The organism is Kribbella sp. NBC_01245, assembly GCF_036226525.1.
Classification (GTDB): Bacteria; Actinomycetota; Actinomycetes; order Propionibacteriales; family Kribbellaceae; genus Kribbella.
This window is the reverse complement of record NZ_CP108487.1, coordinates 7112540-7133089: the sequence shown is the minus strand read 5'-3', so window position 1 is coordinate 7133089 and position 20550 is coordinate 7112540. Positions and strand designations below refer to the sequence as shown.

Sequence of the window (20550 nt, the reverse complement as noted above, 5' to 3'; positions counted from 1 at the left end):
GTTAGCGGCGGCGGATGGTTAGGACGGTGGAGTCGACGCGGGGTGGTGGGGTGAAGGCTTTGCGGGGTAGGCGGAGGCCTAGGGCGAGGTCGTAGTGGCGGGACCAGCGGCCGCTGCCGGGGGCGTTGCCCTCGATCCAGCGGTTCGCGACGGCTCGTTGCAGGACGAGATCGGCCGAGAGCAGGCGCGAACCAGGGGCGAGCAGGCGCTTCAGCAAGGCGGTCGAGATCCCGTACGGCGGACTCGCGATAACGCGGAAAGGCCTGCCAGGCAAGCGAAGATCGGCCGCGTCCGTTCGGATCACGGTGACCGGGTCAGCGGCGAATCGGCGGCGCAGGTCATCGGCCCGGCCCGGATGAAGTTCGACGGCGAGCACGCGCGCACCGGCCTCAACGAGGGGTGCGGTCAACGCACCCCGGCCGGCACCGATATCGAGCACCAGCTCGCCCGGGCGCACCCCGGCGGCGGCGACAACGCGTTGTGCCCAACGACTATCGAGGGGATGCCATCCCCACGCGCCGCGCCCTGCCCCGGACACGACGCACCATCACAAACAAGCAACTCATGTCAGAACCCTAGAACGACGTCGCCCAACCACACAAAGCATTTACGGGGTGATCGGCGTGGCACCATCGCGGCCGGCGCCAAGTGAGTTGACGACGGATTCGGTACGTTTGCGGGCCCCTTCGAGCCTGATCCGGGTCGCCGCGCTCTGATCCGGTTTGGCCAACTGACGCCGTACGTCGAGGATACGCATCGGCACGGCATCGGTAGTGAGCAAACTCGCGTACTCCGCCTTATCCACCTCCCACCGCCCATCCCCACCACGAACAAAGGTGAATCGCGCCAGCAATCCCTCGGACTTCGTCGACAAGGGCTGCCGATGCGCGGCCATCAGATTGCCAAGGCCGAACGTCACCCATTTGCCGTTGATCCGTTGCATCGGCTGTACGACGTGCGCGTGATGCCCGAGCAGCAGGTCGATGTTGCTATCGGCAAGCAATTCCGGAGCGACCGACCGTTGCTGCGCGTTCGGCTTCTGGTCGTACTCCGTCCCCCAATGGCACGACACGACGACGATCTGCGCGCCCGCCTCGCGCGCCCTCTTCGCCATCGCCTTGATCACCGCCACGTCGATCACCCCGGCACGCCACGTTTGCCCCTGTGGATAAGGGATCCCGTTGAACCCGTAGGTGTAGCTGAGCAGCGCCACCTTCACACCCCGTACGTCGAGGATGGCCGGAGTGGCGGCCTCCTGCGGCGTACGCGCGGTGCCGGCATGGCGGAGGCCTGCCCTTTCGAGGGTGGCGAGCGTCCTGTCTACACCACTCGCGCCTCGGTCGAAGCTGTGGTTGCTGGCCGTCGTACAGGCGTCGTAACCGGTGGACTTCAACGCGGTGGCGATTTGGGGCGGGCCGTCGAAGAGGGGGTAGCCCGCGTACGGTCCGCCGGGTTTGGCCAGCGGCGTCTCCAAGTGACAGATCGCGAGATCGGCCGATTCCACGAGTGGCTTGATCGGCGCCATCACTGGTGCGAAGTCGAATACGCCCTTACCGTCGATGCGCGCCGTCGTCCAAAGCCGCTCGTGCAACAACACATCGCCCGTGGCCACCAACGTGATCCGGTCAGACCCACCCGTTGGGGGGCCGGGCGATGACGGGCCGGGTGTCGGCTGGCCGGGCGATGACGGGTTGGCCGATGGGCTGCCGCCGGGGCCGACGTCCTGGCAGGCTGAGAGGCCGAGCGCCAACGCCACCACGGCCGGTACCAGTAGCCCGGCCACGGTGGTTCGACGACTTGGGCTTCTCACGGCGCTCCTCGCAATGGCATCCGGCGAGCCCGGACGGCCCCTGATGGGGAGACGCCGCCATTCCGGCGAAAGTTTGGCAGCCGTTGATCAGGGTTCGGTAACAGGAACCCGTCCGCCGGCGATCAGACGGCTTTGCGGGGCTCTTGCCAACTGGGCTCCAGGTCGTCGCCGTGGCAGGCGGCGACCAGGTCATCGAGTGAGATATCCAGGGTCGCGGCGACGGCCGCAACGGTGAACAAGGCCGGCGTCGGCACCCGGCCGGTCTCGATCTTGCGCAACGCGTCGACCGATACGCCGCACTCGGCCGCGACCTCGACCATGCTGCGATCACCGCGGGCCTCGCGCAGCAACCGGCCGAGCTGACGGCCGCGCTCGCGGTCCCAGCTGCTCAAAGGAGGTCTGACCATGCCATGATACTAATACCGGTATAACTATCACGCTAGTTCAGGGAGAGTCATGGTCGAGCTGAAGACGCCCGACGAGATCGAGCGCATGCGCGCCGCGGGGCGAATCGTCGCGGAGGCCTTGGCCGCCGTACGCAAAGAGGCCGCTGTCGGCGTCACCACCCGCGAGCTGGACGCCATCGCCCGCGAGGTCCTCGCCGCGGCCGGCGCCACCTCGCCGTTCGACGGCTACCAGCCGGGCTTCGCCGGATCACCGTTCCGCGGCGTCATCTGCACCTCGGTGAACGACGGCGTCCTGCACGGTCTGCCGAACGACGTACCGCTGGCCGACGGCGACCTGCTGAATGTCGACTGCGGCGCCACCCTGCACGGCTGGTCAGGCGATGCGGCCGTCAGCTTCGTCATCGGCACACCCCGGATCGAAGACCTCGAGCTGATCGCCACCACCGAGCGCGCCCTCGCCGCCGGAATCGCCGCCGCCCAGCCCGGCGCCCGCCTCGGCGATATCGGCCACGCCATCGCGAAGATCGGCCGCGCCGCCGGCCTCGGCACCAACCTCGACTTCGGCGGCCACGGCATCGGCCGCACCATGCACGAGGACCCCCACGTCCCGAACAGCGGCCAACCCGGCCGCGGCCTCCGCCTTCGCCCCGGCCACGTCATCGCCATCGAACCCTGGTTCTGGCACGGCGCCACCAGCGTCTACGTCATCGACGACGACGGCTGGACCCTCCGCTCCGCCGACGGCACCCGCGGCGCCCACGCTGAACACACCATCGCCATCACCCCCACCGGCCCCCAAATCCTCACCACCCTCTAGTGTCCTGCGCCGGAAGTTGTTCGAGTGATTTCGGTGTTCAGGTGCGTGCATCGCGGTGCTGGCGGAGCGTCCTCGATGCCCAGCATCGTGGACGATTCGCCAGTGCCGTGAGGTGCGTGCCTGGGCACCGAAAGCACCGAAGAACTTCCGGCGCAGGACACTAGCCCTTCTCGGCGAGAGGTCACGTCTCGCGTCCGAAAGCTCGGGCAGGGAGGCTAGCGGGTGGGGATTAGGTCGAGGGCGGCGGCGATGGAGTCGACAACGGGGGCGCCGGTGGACTCGAGGGCTGCGCGGGTCATTACGCCGGTGGTGACCAGGATGCAGGCCGTGCCGACCTCAGCGGCGGCTAGAGCGTCGTCCACGACATCACCAACGAGTACGACGGTCGCGGGGTCGAGGCCTTGGGCTTCTACGTGGTGTGCGAGGTGTTCGGTTTTGGAGTCGCCGCCCACCTCGGTACGCAGGCCGTCGATCCGCTGGAACAGGTCACTGAGACCGAAGTCGGCGATTGCCGGCACAAGCTGCGCGTGGAACCACATGGACAGCAGCGATTGCGTACGCCCGGACGCATGCCAGACCTTGAGCAGGTCGGGGACGCCGTCGGCGAGCACACACGTACTGAACTGCTCGTCGTAGCGCTGGTGGTAAAGCCGATCGATCTCCGCCCACTCCTCCGCACTCACCGTCCGGGCGAGGACCCGCTCGTAGGCCTTGAGCATCGGGCGCGTGTAGGCCCCGCGCCATTCGTCCAGCGTCAGCGCGGCACGGCCGAATCCCGCGCAGACATCGTTGACGGCGACAAGCACCGCGGCGTTGTCGTTGAGCAGGGTCCCATTCCAGTCCCACACGATATGACTGGCAGCGATGTCGAGCTCCGTCTTGATCACCAGGTCAACCCTAAACAACCAAGGCAAAACGACAGCCGCCCGCCTGACTGACCGGCTCCCCAGGCCGACCGCTGAACCGCAGGTATGTGAGATATCAGAAGAGAGCCTCCTGTTCAGGGATCGGTGGATGGGTCACCGCGGGCTGCACGGACGGCTCGGGATGCCGATGCGTTCGCGGCAGCCCCGGGTAGCGCCCGCGGACGGGATGCGGCCGATCGCCGCGATGGCGCGAGGCCTGATCGAAACCGTGTTTTCGCAGCAGTGGCGCGACCTTCTCCCCGAAGGCTCGCTTATAGCTCTCGGGCACATAGGCACCACGCGAATACAGCTGCTCGTAGCGCTTGACCAGCTCGGGGTGGACCTCCCCGAGCCATTGCATGAACCACTCGCGAGTCCCGGGTCTCAGGTAGAGGATGACGACCGTGGCACCGGTCGCGCCGGCGTCGGCCAGCTCGCCGAACAGCGCGTCGAGATGCTCGGCCGAATCGGTCAGCCAGGGCAGCACCGGCGCCACCATCACCCCGCAGGGCAGACCGGCCGCACGGATCTCCCGGATCACATCGAGTCGCGCCCGCACCGAAGGCGCGCCCGGATCGACCTCGCGGCGCAGCTCGTCCGCCGCGAAGGCGAGGGAAACGCCCAGCCCAACCGGCACCTGCTCGGCCGCCGACGACAACAGCTCCAGGTCGCGCCGGACCAGCGTGCCCTTGGTCAGCACCGACAGCGGCGTGCCCGACTCCGCCAGCGCCTGGATGATGCCGGGCATCAGGCGATACCGGCCCTCGGCCCGCTGATACGGATCGGTGTTGGTCCCGAGGGCGACCTGCTCATGCCCCCAGGAAGGTCTGGCCAACTCACGGCGCAACACGTCGGCCACATTCGTCTTGACGACGATCTGCTGGTCGAAGTCGGCACCCGGATCGAGCTCCAGGTAGCGATGGCTGGGCCGGGCGAAGCAATACCGGCAGGCATGACTGCAGCCCCGGTAGGGATTCACAGTCCAATCAAACGGCAACCGACTCTGCCCCGGCACCTTGTTCAGCGCGGACTTGGCCAGCACCTCATGAAAGGTGATGCCCCGGAACTCCGGCGTCGTCACCGAGCGCACCAGCCCAGCGATCGACGCCATCCCGGGCAACGCCCCAGGCTGGTCCACGTCGATTTGCTGTCCCGCCCACCTCATGCCATCATTCGAACACATGTTCGGGCTGATCGCAAACGGGCCCACCCACCCGGTCTAGCGGAAGGCGGCGGCGTTGCGGATGGCCCAGTCGGCGTAGCGGAGGGCGGGGCGGCCGAGGAGGTCGGGCACGGTTGAGACCGGTTCGGACTTGTATTCGCTCATCATCCGGAAGCCGTCGAGCAGCCACTCGGCGACACCGGGCGGCATGTGCTGGCTCCACTCCGCCAGCGCCTGCTCATGCGTCAGCTCTACGAAAGCGAGGTCCCGACCAAGAGCCGAACCAATCGCCGCCACCTGCTCCGGCGGAGTGATCGCTTCCGGCCCGCTCATCAGCAACTTCCGGCCATTGAAGGCGTCATCACGCAGTACGACGCTCGCGACCGCCGCGATATCGCCGAGGTCGATCGGCGTCTGCACCGCGCCGGGATACGGCGCCCGGACGGTACCGGTGGTGCGGATCTGGTCGGCCCAGTCGAGCGTGTTGTTCATGAACTGGCCAGGCCGCAGGTGAGTCCACTCGAACCCGGCTTCCTCAATGGCCTTCTCGATCGCGTAGTAGTGCCACTGCGACGGATCGCCCTGCGCCTCATAGTCCGCGGGCTCTCCCGACAACGTCACCACCCGCCGAACGCCCGCCTCCTTGGCGAGCTTCGCGAACTCCACCACCGTCGCCGGCAGCGGCGCCAGGTAGACCGTGTCGATCCGTTCCAGTGCCGCCGGCAGGGTCTGCGGTTTGCCGAGATATCCCTTCGCCACCTCGACTTCGGCAGGCAGGTTCGCCTTCGCCGGGTTCACCGTCAGGGCTCGCGGCCGCTCCCCCGCCGCGACCAATTCGTCCACCAAGAGCCGCCCGACACTGCCGGTCGCGCCGGTCACCAAGATCTTGCCCACACCAAGCTCCTCATCCGTCGCCTCAGTCCCACCGGCACCGGGCCGAGGGCACCACGAGCAGAATTATCGTACCGCATACGATAACTCCCGCAGGGGCTTAGGATCTGACCCGACAAGTGAGCCAGCGCCGAAGCGGGAGCCAGCAGGAACGATGACGGTCGAGCACAGTGGCGGCAGCCAGCCCGCGCGGGTTCTCGCGAAGCTCTGGCGGCACCACCGGCCCGCCGCGCGGCCGGCCGACGGCAAGCCCGCGCTCGGGCGGCGGCCGACGCTGACCCTGGACGCGGTGATCTCGGCCGCGATCGAGCTCGCCGATAGCGAGGGCCTGGCGACGATGTCGATGGGCCGGGTGGCGAAAGCGCTCGGCGTTGGCACGATGACGCTCTACACCTACGTCCCGTCGAAGGACGAGCTGCTGGACCTGATGATCGACCAGGTCTACCTGGAGCGCGAGCTCCCCCGATCCGGCCCGGAGCTACCCGAGAGCTGGCGGGATAAGGTCGAGTTGTACGCCGCTCAGACGCTGGCGATGTTCGGGCGGCATGACTGGTTGTGCGAGGTCTCGTTCATTCGGCCGCCGATCGGCCCGGGAATGCTCGACGCACGGGAGTTCCTGCTCGCGGCCCTGTCCGGCATCGGGCTCGAGCCGGTCCAGGTCGACTCGGCAGCGCTCGCGATCTCGACGTACGTCGAAGGAGCCGCGGGTATTCAGGCCGACAGCGCGCGGATCGAGCGGCGTACCGGGCAGAGCAACGACGCCTGGTGGGGTGAGCGGAACGACCTCTGGGAGACGTACTTCGACGTCGAGCGTTATCCCGCCATGACCGCGATCTGGCACGCGGGCGGGTTCAACCGGAACACGGCCGAGGCCGCCGCGCACTCGTACCGCTTCGGCCTCGACCGCCTGCTCGACGGCATCAACGCCCTGATCCCCAAGCCGCCGAAAACCTAGAGGTCCAAGGAGACCCAGGCCGGGTCGTGGTCCGTGCCGTCGCGCGCCAGTTTGCGGCGGCGGCCGATGAACGCACCGGCGAGCTTCGGCACCAGGGCCGGGCTGAGCCAGATCTGGTCGATCAGGTCGAAGGCGCGCGGCTGCCCCGAGGCCTTGAACGTCGACGTCCAGGCCGGGTTGGCCGGCAGCTCGACCTTGGTCTTGACCGTGCCCACCTCGACCGGATTGGCGAGGGCGTCGACCAGACCCAGCTCGGCGAACGCCGCGAGCTGAGGCGAGTCGATCGTGTCGTTCATGTCGCCGCACAACAGGAACTTCTGCCGGGTACTCGTCCGGCTGGCGATGATGCGGGCGATCGTCTCGGCCTGCAGGCGGCGCAACCGGTCGGCCGCGGCCCGCTCCGCCTCGGGATCACGCGCGGTGAAGTCGACGAACTTCGACTTCAGGTGCGTGCCGAAGACGGTCACCGCCTTCCGGCCGCGGTCGTCGAGGATCTCGAACTCGACCAGATCCCGGGAGAACACCGGCCGCGTCGGCTCGTCCGGATGGAACGCGCGCTGCCAGCTCGTCATCCCGCCGAGCGGCCGGCGCGAGAGCACGCCGATATCGATGAACCGGGTCGAGTCGTTGCCGTCGATCACCATCACGTGCGGATAGGTGTTGCCGAGATGGTCCCGGTTGAACTGGCGCAGCGTGTCGGCGTTCTCCACCTCCTGCACGACCCAGACGTCGATATCGGGTTCGAGCAGCCGCTCGGCGACGCGCAACGTGTCCGCGGGCGGTTTGGCCACCAAAAGCTTGCCGCGGGCATCGAGTTGCAGCCGTCGCCGGTGCTCGTCGTCGAACGTGTACGTCGCGGGCACGGTCGCCGTACCCGACTCCAGCACCTCCAGCGCCCCGGCGAAATTCCACCGGTCGAAGAGGTTGTTGAGATTAAAGGTCCCCACCCTCATTGCGTTTCCCCCTCCTTGAGCACGCACAATGGCACTCGCAGACAGTTACAAGGTAGCCACCGTCAGCCGATACATCCATGCCTGACGCCGTGTGTTCCACCCAGGCCACGAGGTCGGCTGGGTGTTACGTTGCCGGGATGGACCTGGATCCGGTGGTGACCAATCCCGACGCCTACAGGGTGATCTTCGAGAATGACCGGGTGCGGGTGCTGGAATATCGCGACCAGCCCGGTCATCGCACCCAGCCCCATCAGCACCCGGACAGCGTCATGTACACGCTCAGTTCGTTCCGCCGGAAGCTCGGCGTCGGCGGCCGCGAGGTCGAGGTCGAACTGCAGGCCGGGGAGGCCCGCTGGCTCGACGCCCAGGAGCATTACGGCGAGAACATCGGCGACAGCCCCACCCACACGATCTTCGTGGAGCTGAAGGAGCCCGCCCCAGGAGCCGCCCCAGGTGCCGCACCGGCCGGCGGTCAGCCCCTGGGCCCGAGCGCCTGATCACCCGCTGCCCTTTCTTGCCGCGCGGACCAGAGCGGACCAGATGTGACCACTCGCGGCAAAGAAAGGATGCAGCCGGGCGGAAGACCGGGGATGGCGTAGCGTTCGGTCGCACCGGCGCCTGCCGGGGTAGGGCACACAAGGATGGGTGACGGGTGACCGCGGAAGGCTTCCGATCCGAGAGCGATGTGGCCCGGGCGGAGAACTTTCAGGTTGATCTGCGCGGGATCGTCGATCTGCTCAGCAACCACCTCTACAGCAGCCCACGCGTCTACCTGCGCGAGCTGCTGCAGAACGCGGTCGACGCGATCACCGCCCGCCGCGCCAAGGATCCCGAGGCACCCGGCCGGATCGACGTACGGACCGGGCCGGACGAGTTGAGCATCAGCGACACCGGGATCGGGCTGCGGCCGGACGAGGTGCGGGATCTGCTCGCCACGATCGGGCGGAGTTCCAAGCGGGACGAGATCGGCTTCCAGCGCGACGAATTCCTCGGCCAGTTCGGGATCGGCCTGCTGTCGGCGTTCATGGTGTCGGACCGGATCACCGTGCTGACCCGCTGCGAAGGCGGCGAGACGACCCGCTGGACCGGCACCGCTGACGGCCGCTACACCGTCGAATCCCCAGAAAAGACCGCCGACGCCCAGGGCACCACCGTGACCCTGACCGCGCGACGGGGTGCGGAGCAGTGGTTCAAGACGGCCACGGTCGTCGAGCTGATCCGGCTGTTCGGCTCGTTGCTGCCGGTCGAGATCCGCGTCGACGGTGAGCTCGTCACCGACGGCCGCGCGCCTTGGGACGGCACCGGCCCCGGGCAAAAGGCCGAGCTGGTCGGCTACGCGCAGGACCGGCTCGGCTTCACGCCGTTCGACGTGATCCGGCTGAGCAGTCCCGAGGCGGGGCTGACCGGCGTCGCGTTCGTGCTGCCGTATCCCGCGAATCCCACCGAGCGCGCCACGCATCGGGTCTACCTCAAGCGCATGCTGCTGGCGGAGAGCGTCGAGGGGCTGCTGCCGGACTGGGCGTTCTTCGTCCGCTGCGTGGTCGACACCTCCGAGCTCCGGCCGACGGCGAGCCGCGAGGCGCTCTTCGACGACGGTCACCTCGAGTCCACCCGGGAGGCCCTCGGCACCCAGTTGCGCGGCTGGCTGGTCCGGCTCGGGACGACCGATCCGGAGCGGCTCGACAAGTTCCTCGCCATCCACCACCTCGGGGTGAAGGCGCTCGCGCTGCACGACGACGAGATGCTCCGGCTGGTGCACCGCTGGATCCAGTTCGAGACGAACCTCGGCCGGATGACCGCCGCCGAGATCCTCGAGCGGTACGGCGAGATCCGGTACGCGACGAGCGTCGAGGAGTTCCGCCAGCTCGCAGCGGTCGCGGCGGCTCAGCAGATCCCGGTCGTGAACGCGGGCTATACGTACGACACCGAGCTGATCGAGCGACTGCCGCAGGTGATCGAGGGCGCCGAGACCCGGCGGTTCGACCCGAGCGAACTCGCGACCAGCTTCGACACGCTCGACCCGTCGACCGAGCTGGCGCTGCGGGCGTTCGTCCGGCTGGCCCAGCAGACCCTGGACGCGGTCGGCTGCGAGGTCGTCGTACGCGCCTTCGAGCCGGCGAGTCTGCCCGCGCTCTTCCTGGTCGACCGCTCGGCCCAGTTCGCCAGTGAGCTGCGCAGTACCCGGGAAAGGGCCGACGCGCTCTGGTCCGAAGTACTGGACGCTCTGGATACTCGTGAGACTAGTAAGCCGCAGCTGGTGCTCAATCACCGCAGCGCGCTTGTACGGCGCTTGGCCTCCCTCGGCGATCCCGGGCTGGTCAAACTCGGCATAGAAGGCCTGTACGGGCATGCGCTCATGCAGGGCCATCACCCGATAGGTCCGGCTGACGCGGCTCTGGTCAACCGCTCCTTTCTTGGCCTGCTAGACCAGGCCGTACCAACGCAAAGCAAGGATGGCCGCTAGATGACTGTGGAACTGCAGCAGCAGCTCGACGACGCTGTAGCCCTCCCCTACGGCAAGGCCCGCTCGATCGCCTTGGAGAACGTAGTACGTCGTGCAGAGGCCGAGGGCGTCCAGGAGATCGCGTTCGCGGCCCGGCTCGACCTGGTCGAGGCCTACCTGCACGGCGGCGAACCGCGGAAGTCGCTGGTCCCGTTCGCCCGGTGCGTCACCGACTTCGATGCCGACCCGGCGAGGTACGGCGAGCACGAGTGGGAGTTGCTCTGGAACTTCAAGTCCGTGCCGTCCACCCTGAGCGACTTCCCCGAGGTTCCGCTGGCGCGGGCGTACGCCGTACTGGACGACATGGAACGCCGTTGGAAACAAGGCGGGCACAGCCTGCACGCCGTGCACCAGCACCGCTGGCTCGTCGCGGACCACATCGGTGACGCTGCGACGGCCGAGGAGCAGTTCCGGCTCTGGTCCGTCGCACCGCGCGACGACCTGTCGGACTGCGCCGGCTGCGACCCGAACGACAAGGTGCAGCACCTGATCAACACCGGGCGCACCGACGCGGCCGTCGCCCTCGGCCACCAGGTCCTGAACGAGCAACTCGCCTGCGTCACGCAACCCCAGAAGATCCTCACCAGCCTGCTCCCGGCGTACGTCGCGGAGGGTATGGCCGCCGAAGCCGTCGACGCCCATCGCAAGGCCTACCGGCTGTTGCGCACGCAGCCCGGCCAGCTGGAGAGCCTCGCCGACCACATCCGCTTCTGCGCGATGACCGGTAACGAGGTGCGGGCGGTTGAGCTGATCGAGCACCACCTCGCGGAACTGGACGATCCACCCAGCACCTTCGCCGAGATGAACTTCCTCGCGTCGGCCTCGACGGCGCTCCGGCTGCTGACCGAGTCCGCCGGTCCCGATCTGGCCGTACGACGTGCGGGCGCGATCAACCCGGAGGTCGCGGCGAGTGACCTGGCGGCCGAATTCGCCGAGCGGGCGACCGCCTTGGCCGAGCGATTCGACGAGCGCAATGGCACGGACCACCAGAGCCGCCGGATCGCGGGCCTGTTGACCGAAACGCCCTGGACGTCATACCTGCCGCTCTCGGAAACGGCACAACGCGCGCACCAGCGCCGGATCGCGCGCGAGCCAGCCGCGCTCAGCCTGCACGAGGCTGCGCTGGGCCTCGACGCCCTGAGCGCCACCCCCGAGCCGCTCCTGAAGAGTGGCCCGGAATTGCTGGATCAGGCCGAGGAGGCTTGGTTCAACGACGAGAACGAGCTGTCGGCGGCCGCGTGCACCGCCTTCCAGGCCGAGGTCCCGCACTCGATGCGTACGCCCGAGCAGGAGGCGCGGCTGATGGATCTCCGCGGTCTGCAGGTCGCTGCCACCGATGCCGAGCAGGCGCTCGCGCATTGGCGGGATGCCCTGGAGGTGCACGCGCGGACCGGTGACGAGCTGCGGATGACGCGCGCCCGGGCCCGGATCGGCCGGCTGCTCTGCGATATCGGCCAGTACGACGAAGGGATGGCGACCGGCGAGGAGCCGTTGCGCCGGCTGCTGGCGAACGACGAACCCCGGCGCCGGGCGGGCTGGCGGTTCTCGCTGGCCCTGATGCTGTACGCCGGTGGGCGCTACGAGGATGCCCTGCGGGAGGTCGAGCAGACGCGGCCCCTGGTCATCGGCGATCGGCCGCTCCGGGTCATCGCCGCCATGCTGCACGGCGATCTGCTCGCGATGCACGGGAGCTTCCCCGAGGCCGAGGCCGCCACCACCGAGGCCATCGACGCCCTCGACCTCGATCCGGCGCATGACCCGCAACGCTCCGCGGCGTACCGGCAGCGCGGCATGATCCGGAACGCGATGGACCGGACCGACGAAGCCGTCACCGACCTGGCCGAGGCCGTCGCGTTGCTCAGCGATCCCGCCCAGCGCCTGGTCGCGGCGATGACCAGGCTCGACCTGGCCGACGCCTATCTCGAGGTCGATCGGCCCCTCGACGCGGCCGAGACCGCCGAGGCGGCGCTGAACGCGCTCGACGATCCGGCTGTCGCTCCGCTGGCGTCACGGGCCCGCGAGGTGCTGACCAACGCGTACAACGAGCTGGGCGAGCTGGACTCCGCCCTCACCCAGATCCGGATCCTGATCGAGACGGCCGCCCCCGACGAGGACGCGGGCTGGCTGGCCGACCTCCGGCAGGAAGAGGGCAAGCTGCTCGAACAGCTCAACCGCGACGACGAGGCGATCGCCCCGCTGCAACAGGCCGCCGACCTCTACGCGCGGGCCGAGCGTCCGTACGACCAGATCGTCGCGTTGCGCCGGGCCGGGCGTTCGGCCATGTTCACCGAGGACTTCGGGGCTGCCCGCGCCATTTTCGGCCAGGCCCGCCAGGTGCTCGACGTACTGCCGGGTGGTGATCCGCAGGCTTCGTTCCACGATGGTGGCCTTTGGTACAACTTGGCCGAGGTGGCGATGCGCAGCGGTGATACCGAGGGTGCGGTCAAGCAGATGTCGCGCGCGGCCGACGTGTACGAACAAGCCGGGCACGAGGACCAGGCGATCGACGCGCGGCTGATCGTGGTCAGCTGGGGTGGGCCGGTGGACGAGACCTGGTTGCGCACGGTTCACACCGAGGCCGAGGAAGGCTCCGACCCCTGGTATCGGGCGGGCTGGATCCTGGTCGACCTGCTCCGGGCCAGCGAGCGCGGACCCGAAGCAGATCGGCTGGAGTCGGACCTCACCCAACCGTGACGGTGCCGCTGATCGGATTGGCCGAGCCGTTCCACCAGAGCAGGCCGCCGTCGGCGTCGGATCCGGTGATGGTCCAGGTGTACTTGCCCTTGGCAACGAGTCGGCCGGCTGCGTCCTTGCCGTCCCAGGATGCCCTGGCGATACCGATGCTGGTTGCGCAGGGCAACGACCGCTTCAGGACAGTTCCCGACTTGATTGTGATCGCGCAGGTCGGCAACGCCTTGCTGATCGGGAATGCCGGCGACCAGCGCTGCCCGGCCGACGGACTGAACGAAGCGGCACCACTCGCGTTGCCGAGGTAGCGCGGCCGCGCGGTGAATGCCGCCGTGGGCGTCAGCCGGGCCGTCCGATCGATCCCGATCCACGCCAGCGTCTCGTCGTGCATGTCGAAGGGCACGGTCGATACGAAGGCGGGGGCCAATCCGAAGCCGTAGGCGCTGCCGATCACGGTCGTGGTCGTCGTACCGAGACGCCAGGTCTTCAACGTGTACTTGTCGTTCGAGTCCAGCGTGTAGGCCAGGTGTCCGCCGGATAGCGCGACCTTCGCCGAGTGGAGGCTGGTCAGCTCGACCGCGGGCGCACTCGAAGACATGATCTTGTAGCCGATCTTGGAAACACCACAGACGTCAGTGCCCACCGTCGCACAGGTGGACCAGCCGACGATCGAGCCGTTGACGTCCAGCCCGGTGACCCGCGGACCAGCCGCCTTGACCTGTACGACGGCACCGGATGAAAGGTCCTTGCGCAGGATCCGGTTGGTCGAGTCCGTGGTGACGAGGTAGTTGCCCCACAGCGCGGCCGGCCGGGTCAGGGTGGTGGCGCCGAGATCGACGTTCTTGCCGGTGCGGATGTCGAACGCCATCAACCGGGCCTTGCCGTAGATCGGGGCACAACCCCACGGCCCGCAGTCCTCACCGGTGTAGTCACCGCGGACCCAGAGCAGCCGATGGCCGGACAGGGTGAACGGTGCGCCCGAGCCGATCCACGCGACGGAGACCTTCTCGTTCGAATCGAAGACCCGGGTCTTGAAACCCCCGTCGGTGGTGATCCAGAGGTCCCGGACGGCATCCAGATACGCCGTACGGTCGCCGTCGCGGGTGAGCTGCCGATCGCCGATCGCGCCCAAGACCTGCTGCGCACCAAGGGTCAGCGTGCTGCCGGACTTGGTGAACGGCCGGCGGGTCAACGTATCCCCGCCCGGCCCCTGGTCGTCGACGTACGCGACGTTCCCCGCCGCCACGTCGACGCCATGGGTGAACGGCGGGAGCAGGCCGACCGTGACCACGCGAGTCCAGCTCTTGCCGTCGATCACCGTGGCCGAGTCGACGCCCGGGCTCACGCCGTACGTGTCGACGAAGAACCGGGTGCCGTCACTGGCGACGGTCCGGCTGTCCAGCACCTGCGTGATGACGCCGGTCGAGCTGATCGAGCCGGCGGTGCAGCGCGTGATCTCGCTCCAGTTGCACGCCGCCCAGCCGACGGCCGAACCGTTGATCGCGGTGCTGTCGACGTGGCGCGGCACGGTGGTCACCTTGGCGGCGCCACCGGTCGTCGAGGAGCGGATGACGTACGAGTTCTTCCTCTCGCTGTCGGCGTAGTCGTGGTGGGCCCAGGTGATGACCGAACCCTCGAGGTCCAGGCCGTAGACGTGCCGGTTGTAGCCGCCGGTCTGGATCGGCTGGCTCGTCCCGGGCGTCGCGTACGAGCGGTAGCCCAGGGTCATGTAGCCGTTGATGTCCTCGCTGTCGATCGTGACGTAGCCCGTCGCGTCCGCGGCCGCGATCTTGTACTTGCCGATCGGCGCGATGGCGCCCGTGGCGCGGCAGCCGGTCGCGTCGGCGGTCACCCGCTGGTTGCTGTGCGAGAGCCAGCCGAACGACGTGAACGGCGATCCAGTGGCGCCCCCGTACGGATAGGCGGCTCGTAGCGCGGCGGGGCAGGTCCGCTCGGTGGTAGTGCCGATCAGCAGATACTTCGTGACGTCGGCGAGCTGCGCGTAGATCTTGTCGCCGGCCAAGTTCTGGTATTCGTCCGGCACCTTGTACGCCGGCTTGCCGGTCGGCTTCAGGAACGTGCCCGGCCCGGCATCCAGCGGGTGCCCGATCCGCGTCACCCGGTAAAGCACCCCGGCCGGCGAGGCCCCCAGCACCGCGATCTCCGGCTGCCGCGACGGAATCCGGTTAACGTCCACCGTCCCAGGCGCGTCCGCCTCAACCCGAGCCCCCGCAGGCATCGCACCCGTCGCCACCAGTGCCAGAGCAAGCCCCGCGCCTGCCCAAGCCCGCACCCATCGAGATCCGCGCATGACCCCTCCAAAGACCTGATCCGGACACAACCGCGCCCTACCCACCTCGATGCCCCTCACCCCGAAAAGGTTGCGGCTTATGCGACGGTGATGGTGCCGGTGATCGGGTTGGCGGAGCCGTTCCACCAGAGCAGGCCGCCGTCAGCGTCGGAGCCGGAGATGGTCCACGTGTACTTGCCCTTGGCAACGAGTCGGCCACTCGCGTCCTTGCCGTCCCACGAGGCGCGGGCGATGCCAGTGGTTGTTGCGCAAGGCAACGACCGCTTCAACGTCGTACCCGACTTGATGGTGATCGCGCAGGTCGGCAACGCCTTGCTGATCGGGAACGACGGCGACCAGCGCTGACCCGCCGACGGGACGAACGACGCGGCGCCACTCGCGTTTCCGAGATAGCGCGGCCGTGCGCCGAACGCTGCCAGCGGGGTCGCCCGCGCGGTCCGGTCCACCCCGATCCAGGCCAGCGTCTCATCGTGGATCTCGAACGGCACCTCGTCGGTCCAGCTGTACGCGTTACCGATCACGGTCGTGGTGGTCGTACCGAGTCGCCACGTCTTCAAGGTGAACGGCGCTGCGCCCGAGCTGATCGTGTACGCGAGATGGCCGCCCGACAGCGAGACCCGCTTCGAGTGCGCGCTCGTCAGCTCGACCGCGGGCGCACTCGAAGACACGACCTTGTAGCCGATCTTGGAGACACCGCAGGCGTCAGTGCCCACCGTCGCGCAGGTTGACCAGCCGACGATCGTGCCGTTGACGTCCAGCCCTGTGACCCGCGGACCAGCACTCTTGACCTGTACGACGGCACCGGTCGAGAGGTCCTTGCGCAGGATCCGGTTGGTCGAATCGGTGGTGACAAGATAGTTGCCCCACAACGCGGCCGGCCGGCTCAGCGTAGTGGCGCCGAGATCGACATTCTTGCCGGTGCGCAGGTCGAACATCATCAACCGGGCCTTGCCGTAGATCGGGTAGCACCCCCACGGCTCGCAGTGTTCGCCGGTGTACTCGCCCTTGGTCCAGAGCAGCCGATGACCCGACAGGTTGAACGGCGCCGGCCAGGTCGTCCACGCCACGGCGACCTTCTCGCTCGAGTCGAAGACGCGGGTCTTGGTACCACCGTCGGTCGTGAGCCAGAGATCGCCGGCGGCATCCTCGTACGCCGTCCGGTCGCCGTCACGCGTGATCGGGAATTCGCCGGTATTGCCGGACACCTTCTGCGCGCCAAGCGTGAGCGTGTTGCCGGACTTGCTCACCGGCCGGCGCGCCAGCACGAAGCGCTCGCCCTGCCCGGCTTGCGACTGATCGTCGACATAGGCGACGGCGCCGGCCGCTGCGTCCACGCTGTACGTGTGCGGGGGCAGCAGGCCGACGGTGACGAGACGGGTCCAGCTCTTGCCGTCGATGACCGTGGCCGAATCGACGCCCGGGCTCGCGCCGTACGTGTCGACGAAGAACCGCGTGCCGTCACTGGCCGCGGTCCGGCTGTCCAGCACCTCGGTGATCACGCCCGCGGCGCTGATGGACCCGGCGGTGCAACGCGTGATGATGCTGTAGTTACAGGCCGCCCAACCGGTCGCCGTACCGTTGATCGCGGTGCTGTCGACCATGCGCTCGACCAGGGTCACTTTGGCCGCGCCACCGGTCGTCGATGAGCGGACGACAAACGCGTGCTGCTTGTTCACGTCGCTGTAGTCGAGCTCGGCCCAGGTGACGACGGATCCGGCCAGGTCGAAGCCATGCACGTATCGGTTGTGGCCGCCGGTCTGGATCGGCTGGGTGGTGCCGGGGTTGGCGTACGAGTGGTAGCCGAGGGTCATCCGCCCGTCGGCGTCCTCGCTGTCGATCGTGACGTAGCCGGTGGCGTCCGCGGCGGCGAGTTTGTAGTCGCCGATTTCCGGGACGGTGCCGGTGACGCGGCAGCCATTCGCATCAGCCGTCACCAGCTGGTTCGACCGCGAGATCCAGCCGAAGGAGGTGTACGCCGATCCCTGCGCGGCGCGGTACGAGTACGCGGGCGCGAGCGCTTCCGGGCAGGTCTTCGTGACCGTGCTGCCGATCATGAGGTATCCCAAGCGCGGGCCGTAGATCTTGTCGCCGGCCAGATACTGGAAGTCGGTCGAAACCTGGTAGGCCGGTTTGCCGGTCGGCTTCAGGTACGTCTTCCAATCGCCGCCGCTGTAGGAGCGCATCACGCGGTAGAGCACGCCCGCCGGGGACGCCCCCAGCACGTCGATCTCCGGCTGCCGCGACGGAATCCGATTCACGTCAACCGTCCCCGGCGCATCCGCCGCCACCGCGCTGACCGTTCCAAGCGCACCGGTCGCCGCCAGAGCGAGGGCGAGCCCCGCTCCCGCCCACGCGCGTACCCATCGAGCTCGAGATCCCCCAGGAAGCATGACCCCTCCAAAACTGGTCAGGGCACAACCTGCGCCCTCAATACCTCGATGACCCCCAGCACAAGAAGGTTGCACCGAAATACTGTTAGGCGGCTTCCGGGTAGAGGACTACTCCCACTCGATGGTGCCCGGGGGCTTGCTGGTGATGTCGAGGGTGACGCGGTTGATCTCGTCGACCTCGTTGGTGATCCGGGTGGAGATCTTCTCGAGTACGTCATACGGCAGGCGGGCCCAGTCGGCGGTCATCGCGTCCTCGCTGGTGACCGGGCGGAGCACGATCGGGTGGCCGTACGTCCGGCCGTCGCCCTGGACGCCGACCGAGCGCACGTCGGCCAGCAACACCACCGGGAACTGCCAGATGTCGCGGTCGAGCCCGGCCGCGGTGATCTCGGTACGGACGATGAGGTCGGCGGCGCGGAGGATGTCCAGCCGCTCCTTGCTGACCGCACCGACGATGCGGATGCTGAGCCCCGGACCCGGGAACGGGTGCCGATAGACCATCGCCTCCGGCAGGCCCAGGGCCAGACCGAGCTCGCGGACCTCGTCCTTGAACAACGTCCGCAGCGGCTCGATCAGCGCGAACTGCAGGTCATCCGGCAGGCCGCCGACGTTGTGGTGCGACTTGATGTTGGCCGTGCCGGTGCCACCGCCGGACTCGACCACGTCCGGGTAGAGCGTGCCCTGGACCAGGAACTCGATGTGCCGCTCGGCGTCGAGCTTGCGGGCCGTCGCCTCGAACGTGCGGATGAACTCGCGGCCGACGATCTTGCGCTTCTGCTCCGGGTCGGTCACGTCGGCGAGCGCGGAGAGGAACTGGTCCTCGGCGTCCACCACCTCGAGCCGGATACCCGTCGCAGCGACGTAGTCCTTCTCGACCTGGTCCGACTCGCCCAGGCGCTGCAGCCCGTGGTCGACGTACACGCAAGTGAGCTGGTCGCCGATCGCCTTGTGCACGAGTGCCGCCGCGACCGCGGAGTCGACACCACCCGAGAGCGCGCAGAGGACCTGCTTGTCGCCGACCTGCTGGCGGATCAGCTCGACCTGCTCGTCGACGACGTTCGCCGTGGTCCAGTCGCCCGTGCAGCCCGCGATGTCGTACAGGAAGTGCTCGAGCACCTGCTGCCCGGCCTGCGAGTGCAGCACCTCGGGGTGCCACTGGACACCGGCGAGGCGGCGGTCGAGGTTCTCGAAGGCGGCGACGGGCGCGCCCTCGGAGGCGGCCAGCACGTCGAACCCGGCCGGGGCCGCGTGCACCGCGTCGCCGTGGGACATCCACACGTTCAGGTCGGCGGGGATACCGCTCAGCAGGGTGCCCGCGCTGGTCACCGTCACGCCGGTGCGGCCGAACTCACGCAACCCGGTACGACGGACCTCGCCGCCGAGGGTCTGGGCCATCGCCTGGAAGCCGTAGCAGATGCCGAACGCCGGCACGCCCGCCTCGAACAGGGCAGAGTCGACCCGCGGCGCGCCCTCGGCGTACACCGACTGGGGGCCGCCCGACAGCACGATCGCCTTCGGGTTGCGGGCGAGCATCTCCTCGACCGGCATCGAGGAGGGCACGATCTCGGAGTAAACCTTGGCCTCGCGCACACGGCGGGCGATCAACTGCGCGTACTGCGCCCCGAAGTCGACGACAAGTACCAGGTCATGCTCAAGTGCGGTCACCGGCCAAGCGTATCGGTGCCACCTCGACATCCAGGCGGGCCGGTGCCTGGAATGAGAGCAATTCGATCATCTCGGGCTCTTCGGTCAGCTTTAGGGACGGCAGGAGATCGGCGGCGGCCTCGAGTGCGACGCGGGCCTCCATCCGGGCCAGTCCGGCGCCGAGACAGCGGTGAATGCCGATCCCGAAGGCCAGGTCCGCAGGCCCGCCATTCCCCGTCAAACTCAGCAGAATGCCGGCGCCTTCGGGGATCTGCGCGGTTGGGGCGGCGGTCACGCGGCGCCAGGTCGGGACCGACGAGACCTCGCGCAGGACCTCCTCCACCGCCTCGGCCGGATCCGCAACCGTCGTACCGAGGAAACGGTGGAAGGCGGCCGAGATCAGCTGGCTAGTCGTCTCCTGGCCGGCGATCAGCAGGAAGTACGCGACGGCGCAGATCTCCTCGTCGGTCAGGTCCAGCCCGACGAGTACGCCGAAGAGGTCCTCCCCCGGCTCCTTGCGGGCGTCGATCACCCGCTGGCGCAACCACCAGTAGAAGGCGGCCGCACTGTGCGCGAGCTCCACCTGACGATCCGCGTCGGGCCAACCCCAGAACAGCTCGAGCGAATCCCGGCTCCACTGTTTCAACGCGGGTACGTCGACGTCGGTCAGCGCGAGCATGTCGAGTAGCACCAACGCGGGCGGTTCCGCCGCCACGTCTGCCACCAAGTCCGTCGTACCGCCTGCTTGTAGCTTTGCCCGGACGGCCGTCAGGCGCTCCGTCACCAGCCGCCGGGTCAACGGTTCGGCCGCGGCGACCCGGGCCGGGCTGAAGAACCGGGCCACGGCCTGCCGGATCGGCCGGTGCGACGGGCCGGCGTTGTTCGCCAACGTGGGCGGCAGCGCGAACCCGACGGCCGAGAGGATCCGCAGCGCGGGGACGGCCAATGGCGTATGCGCGAGCACCGCGTTATCCGGCCGGAACGTCTCCGGATCGAGCAGCACCTCCCGCACCGCATGAGGCTCGGCGATGACCCACAACCCGAGCTCCTCGTCGTACCGGGCGGGGCATTGGGTCATGCCGAAGACAGTAACTCCTGCCGCCGTGGCACCTTC

16 protein-coding genes are annotated in these 20550 nt (G+C 68.4%); 5 read left to right on the top strand and 11 right to left on the bottom strand.

The window, feature by feature from the left end; genetic code table 11:
* Nucleotide 1: 1 nt before the first annotated feature.
* The 3 genes from OG394_RS32645 to OG394_RS32635 form a co-directional block, all read right to left on the bottom strand.
* Nucleotides 2-538 carry an rRNA adenine N-6-methyltransferase family protein gene (locus OG394_RS32645; protein ID WP_328991015.1) on the bottom strand — a complete coding sequence of 179 codons (537 nt, stop codon included), beginning with the start codon at nucleotides 536-538 and terminating at the stop codon, nucleotides 2-4.
* A 69-nt stretch (nucleotides 539-607) separates the two neighbouring features.
* A complete protein-coding gene (locus OG394_RS32640) occupies nucleotides 608-1810 on the bottom strand; it encodes a CapA family protein (RefSeq protein WP_328991014.1) in 1203 nt (400 codons plus the stop codon).
* A 122-nt stretch (nucleotides 1811-1932) separates the two neighbouring features.
* Nucleotides 1933-2217: a helix-turn-helix domain-containing protein gene (locus tag OG394_RS32635; protein WP_328991013.1), complete on the bottom strand. Its 285-nt coding sequence runs from the start codon at nucleotides 2215-2217 to the stop codon at nucleotides 1933-1935.
* Nucleotides 2218-2266: 49 nt separating this feature from the next.
* On the opposite strand from OG394_RS32635, the gene map reads away from it, so the two are divergent.
* Nucleotides 2267-3034, top strand: coding sequence for a type I methionyl aminopeptidase (map, locus tag OG394_RS32630; RefSeq protein ID WP_328991012.1), 768 nt, complete (start codon nucleotides 2267-2269; stop codon nucleotides 3032-3034).
* A 215-nt stretch (nucleotides 3035-3249) separates the two neighbouring features.
* On the opposite strand, the gene OG394_RS32625 is transcribed toward map, so the two are convergent.
* The 3 genes from OG394_RS32625 to OG394_RS32615 form a co-directional block, all read right to left on the bottom strand.
* The gene (locus OG394_RS32625; protein WP_328991011.1) at nucleotides 3250-3921 is read right to left on the bottom strand and encodes an HAD family hydrolase; all 672 of its coding nucleotides are present in this window, start codon (nucleotides 3919-3921) and stop codon (nucleotides 3250-3252) included.
* Nucleotides 3922-4015: 94 nt separating this feature from the next.
* Nucleotides 4016-5104 (bottom strand): Rv2578c family radical SAM protein, encoded by a 1089-nt coding sequence (locus tag OG394_RS32620; protein WP_328991010.1) that lies wholly within the window; start codon nucleotides 5102-5104, stop codon nucleotides 4016-4018.
* A gap of 54 nt (nucleotides 5105-5158) precedes the next feature.
* Nucleotides 5159-5995, bottom strand: a complete 837-nt coding sequence (locus OG394_RS32615; RefSeq protein ID WP_328991009.1) for an NmrA family NAD(P)-binding protein — start codon at nucleotides 5993-5995, stop codon at nucleotides 5159-5161.
* A gap of 151 nt (nucleotides 5996-6146) precedes the next feature.
* Between OG394_RS32615 and OG394_RS32610 the strand changes: the two genes are divergently transcribed.
* Complete coding sequence (locus OG394_RS32610; protein ID WP_328991008.1) at nucleotides 6147-6947, top strand: TetR/AcrR family transcriptional regulator; 801 nt, start codon at nucleotides 6147-6149, stop codon at nucleotides 6945-6947.
* Here the strand turns inward: OG394_RS32610 and OG394_RS32605 are convergent.
* The gene (locus OG394_RS32605) at nucleotides 6944-7900 is read right to left on the bottom strand and encodes an endonuclease/exonuclease/phosphatase family protein (protein ID WP_328991007.1); all 957 of its coding nucleotides are present in this window, start codon (nucleotides 7898-7900) and stop codon (nucleotides 6944-6946) included. The genes OG394_RS32610 and OG394_RS32605 overlap by 4 nt on opposite strands.
* Before the next feature lie 137 nt (nucleotides 7901-8037).
* Between OG394_RS32605 and OG394_RS32600 the strand changes: the two genes are divergently transcribed.
* The 3 genes from OG394_RS32600 (at nucleotide 8038) to OG394_RS32590 (ending at nucleotide 13097) form a co-directional block, all read left to right on the top strand.
* Complete coding sequence (locus tag OG394_RS32600; RefSeq protein WP_328991006.1) at nucleotides 8038-8397, top strand: cupin domain-containing protein; 360 nt, start codon at nucleotides 8038-8040, stop codon at nucleotides 8395-8397.
* A gap of 155 nt (nucleotides 8398-8552) precedes the next feature.
* Complete coding sequence (locus OG394_RS32595; RefSeq protein ID WP_328991005.1) at nucleotides 8553-10364, top strand: HSP90 family protein; 1812 nt, start codon at nucleotides 8553-8555, stop codon at nucleotides 10362-10364.
* On the top strand, nucleotides 10365-13097 hold the full coding sequence (locus OG394_RS32590; protein WP_328991004.1) for a tetratricopeptide repeat protein: 2733 nt from the start codon (nucleotides 10365-10367) through the stop codon (nucleotides 13095-13097).
* Here the strand turns inward: OG394_RS32590 and OG394_RS32585 are convergent.
* The 4 genes from OG394_RS32585 to OG394_RS32570 all read right to left on the bottom strand — a co-directional run bounded on the left by OG394_RS32585 (nucleotide 13084) and on the right by OG394_RS32570 (nucleotide 20514).
* Nucleotides 13084-15402, bottom strand: coding sequence for a hypothetical protein (locus OG394_RS32585; protein ID WP_328991003.1), 2319 nt, complete (start codon nucleotides 15400-15402; stop codon nucleotides 13084-13086). The genes OG394_RS32590 and OG394_RS32585 overlap by 14 nt on opposite strands.
* Before the next feature lie 77 nt (nucleotides 15403-15479).
* Nucleotides 15480-17660, bottom strand: a complete 2181-nt coding sequence (locus OG394_RS32580) for a hypothetical protein (RefSeq protein ID WP_328991002.1) — start codon at nucleotides 17658-17660, stop codon at nucleotides 15480-15482.
* 240 nt (nucleotides 17661-17900) lie between these two features.
* Nucleotides 17901-19487: a glutamine-hydrolyzing GMP synthase gene (gene guaA, locus OG394_RS32575; protein ID WP_328991001.1), complete on the bottom strand. Its 1587-nt coding sequence runs from the start codon at nucleotides 19485-19487 to the stop codon at nucleotides 17901-17903.
* Nucleotides 19444-20514, bottom strand: a complete 1071-nt coding sequence (locus OG394_RS32570; RefSeq protein WP_328991000.1) for a hypothetical protein — start codon at nucleotides 20512-20514, stop codon at nucleotides 19444-19446. The genes guaA and OG394_RS32570 overlap by 44 nt, the downstream gene beginning before the upstream one ends.
* Nucleotides 20515-20550 lie beyond the last annotated feature (36 nt).

Coding starts and splice junctions, on each gene's coding strand:
- map (WP_328991012.1), top strand. CDS start 2,267: ATGGTCGAGCTGAAGACGCCCGACGAGATCGAGCGCATGCGCGCCGCG.
- OG394_RS32570 (WP_328991000.1), bottom strand. CDS start 20,514: ATGACCCAATGCCCCGCCCGGTACGACGAGGAGCTCGGGTTGTGGGTC.
- OG394_RS32610 (WP_328991008.1), top strand. CDS start 6,147: ATGACGGTCGAGCACAGTGGCGGCAGCCAGCCCGCGCGGGTTCTCGCG.
- guaA (WP_328991001.1), bottom strand. CDS start 19,487: ATGTCGAGGTGGCACCGATACGCTTGGCCGGTGACCGCACTTGAGCAT.
- OG394_RS32605 (WP_328991007.1), bottom strand. CDS start 7,900: ATGAGGGTGGGGACCTTTAATCTCAACAACCTCTTCGACCGGTGGAAT.
- OG394_RS32585 (WP_328991003.1), bottom strand. CDS start 15,402: ATGCGCGGATCTCGATGGGTGCGGGCTTGGGCAGGCGCGGGGCTTGCT.
- OG394_RS32590 (WP_328991004.1), top strand. CDS start 10,365: ATGACTGTGGAACTGCAGCAGCAGCTCGACGACGCTGTAGCCCTCCCC.
- OG394_RS32620 (WP_328991010.1), bottom strand. CDS start 5,104: ATGAGGTGGGCGGGACAGCAAATCGACGTGGACCAGCCTGGGGCGTTG.
- OG394_RS32635 (WP_328991013.1), bottom strand. CDS start 2,217: ATGGTCAGACCTCCTTTGAGCAGCTGGGACCGCGAGCGCGGCCGTCAG.
- OG394_RS32600 (WP_328991006.1), top strand. CDS start 8,038: ATGGACCTGGATCCGGTGGTGACCAATCCCGACGCCTACAGGGTGATC.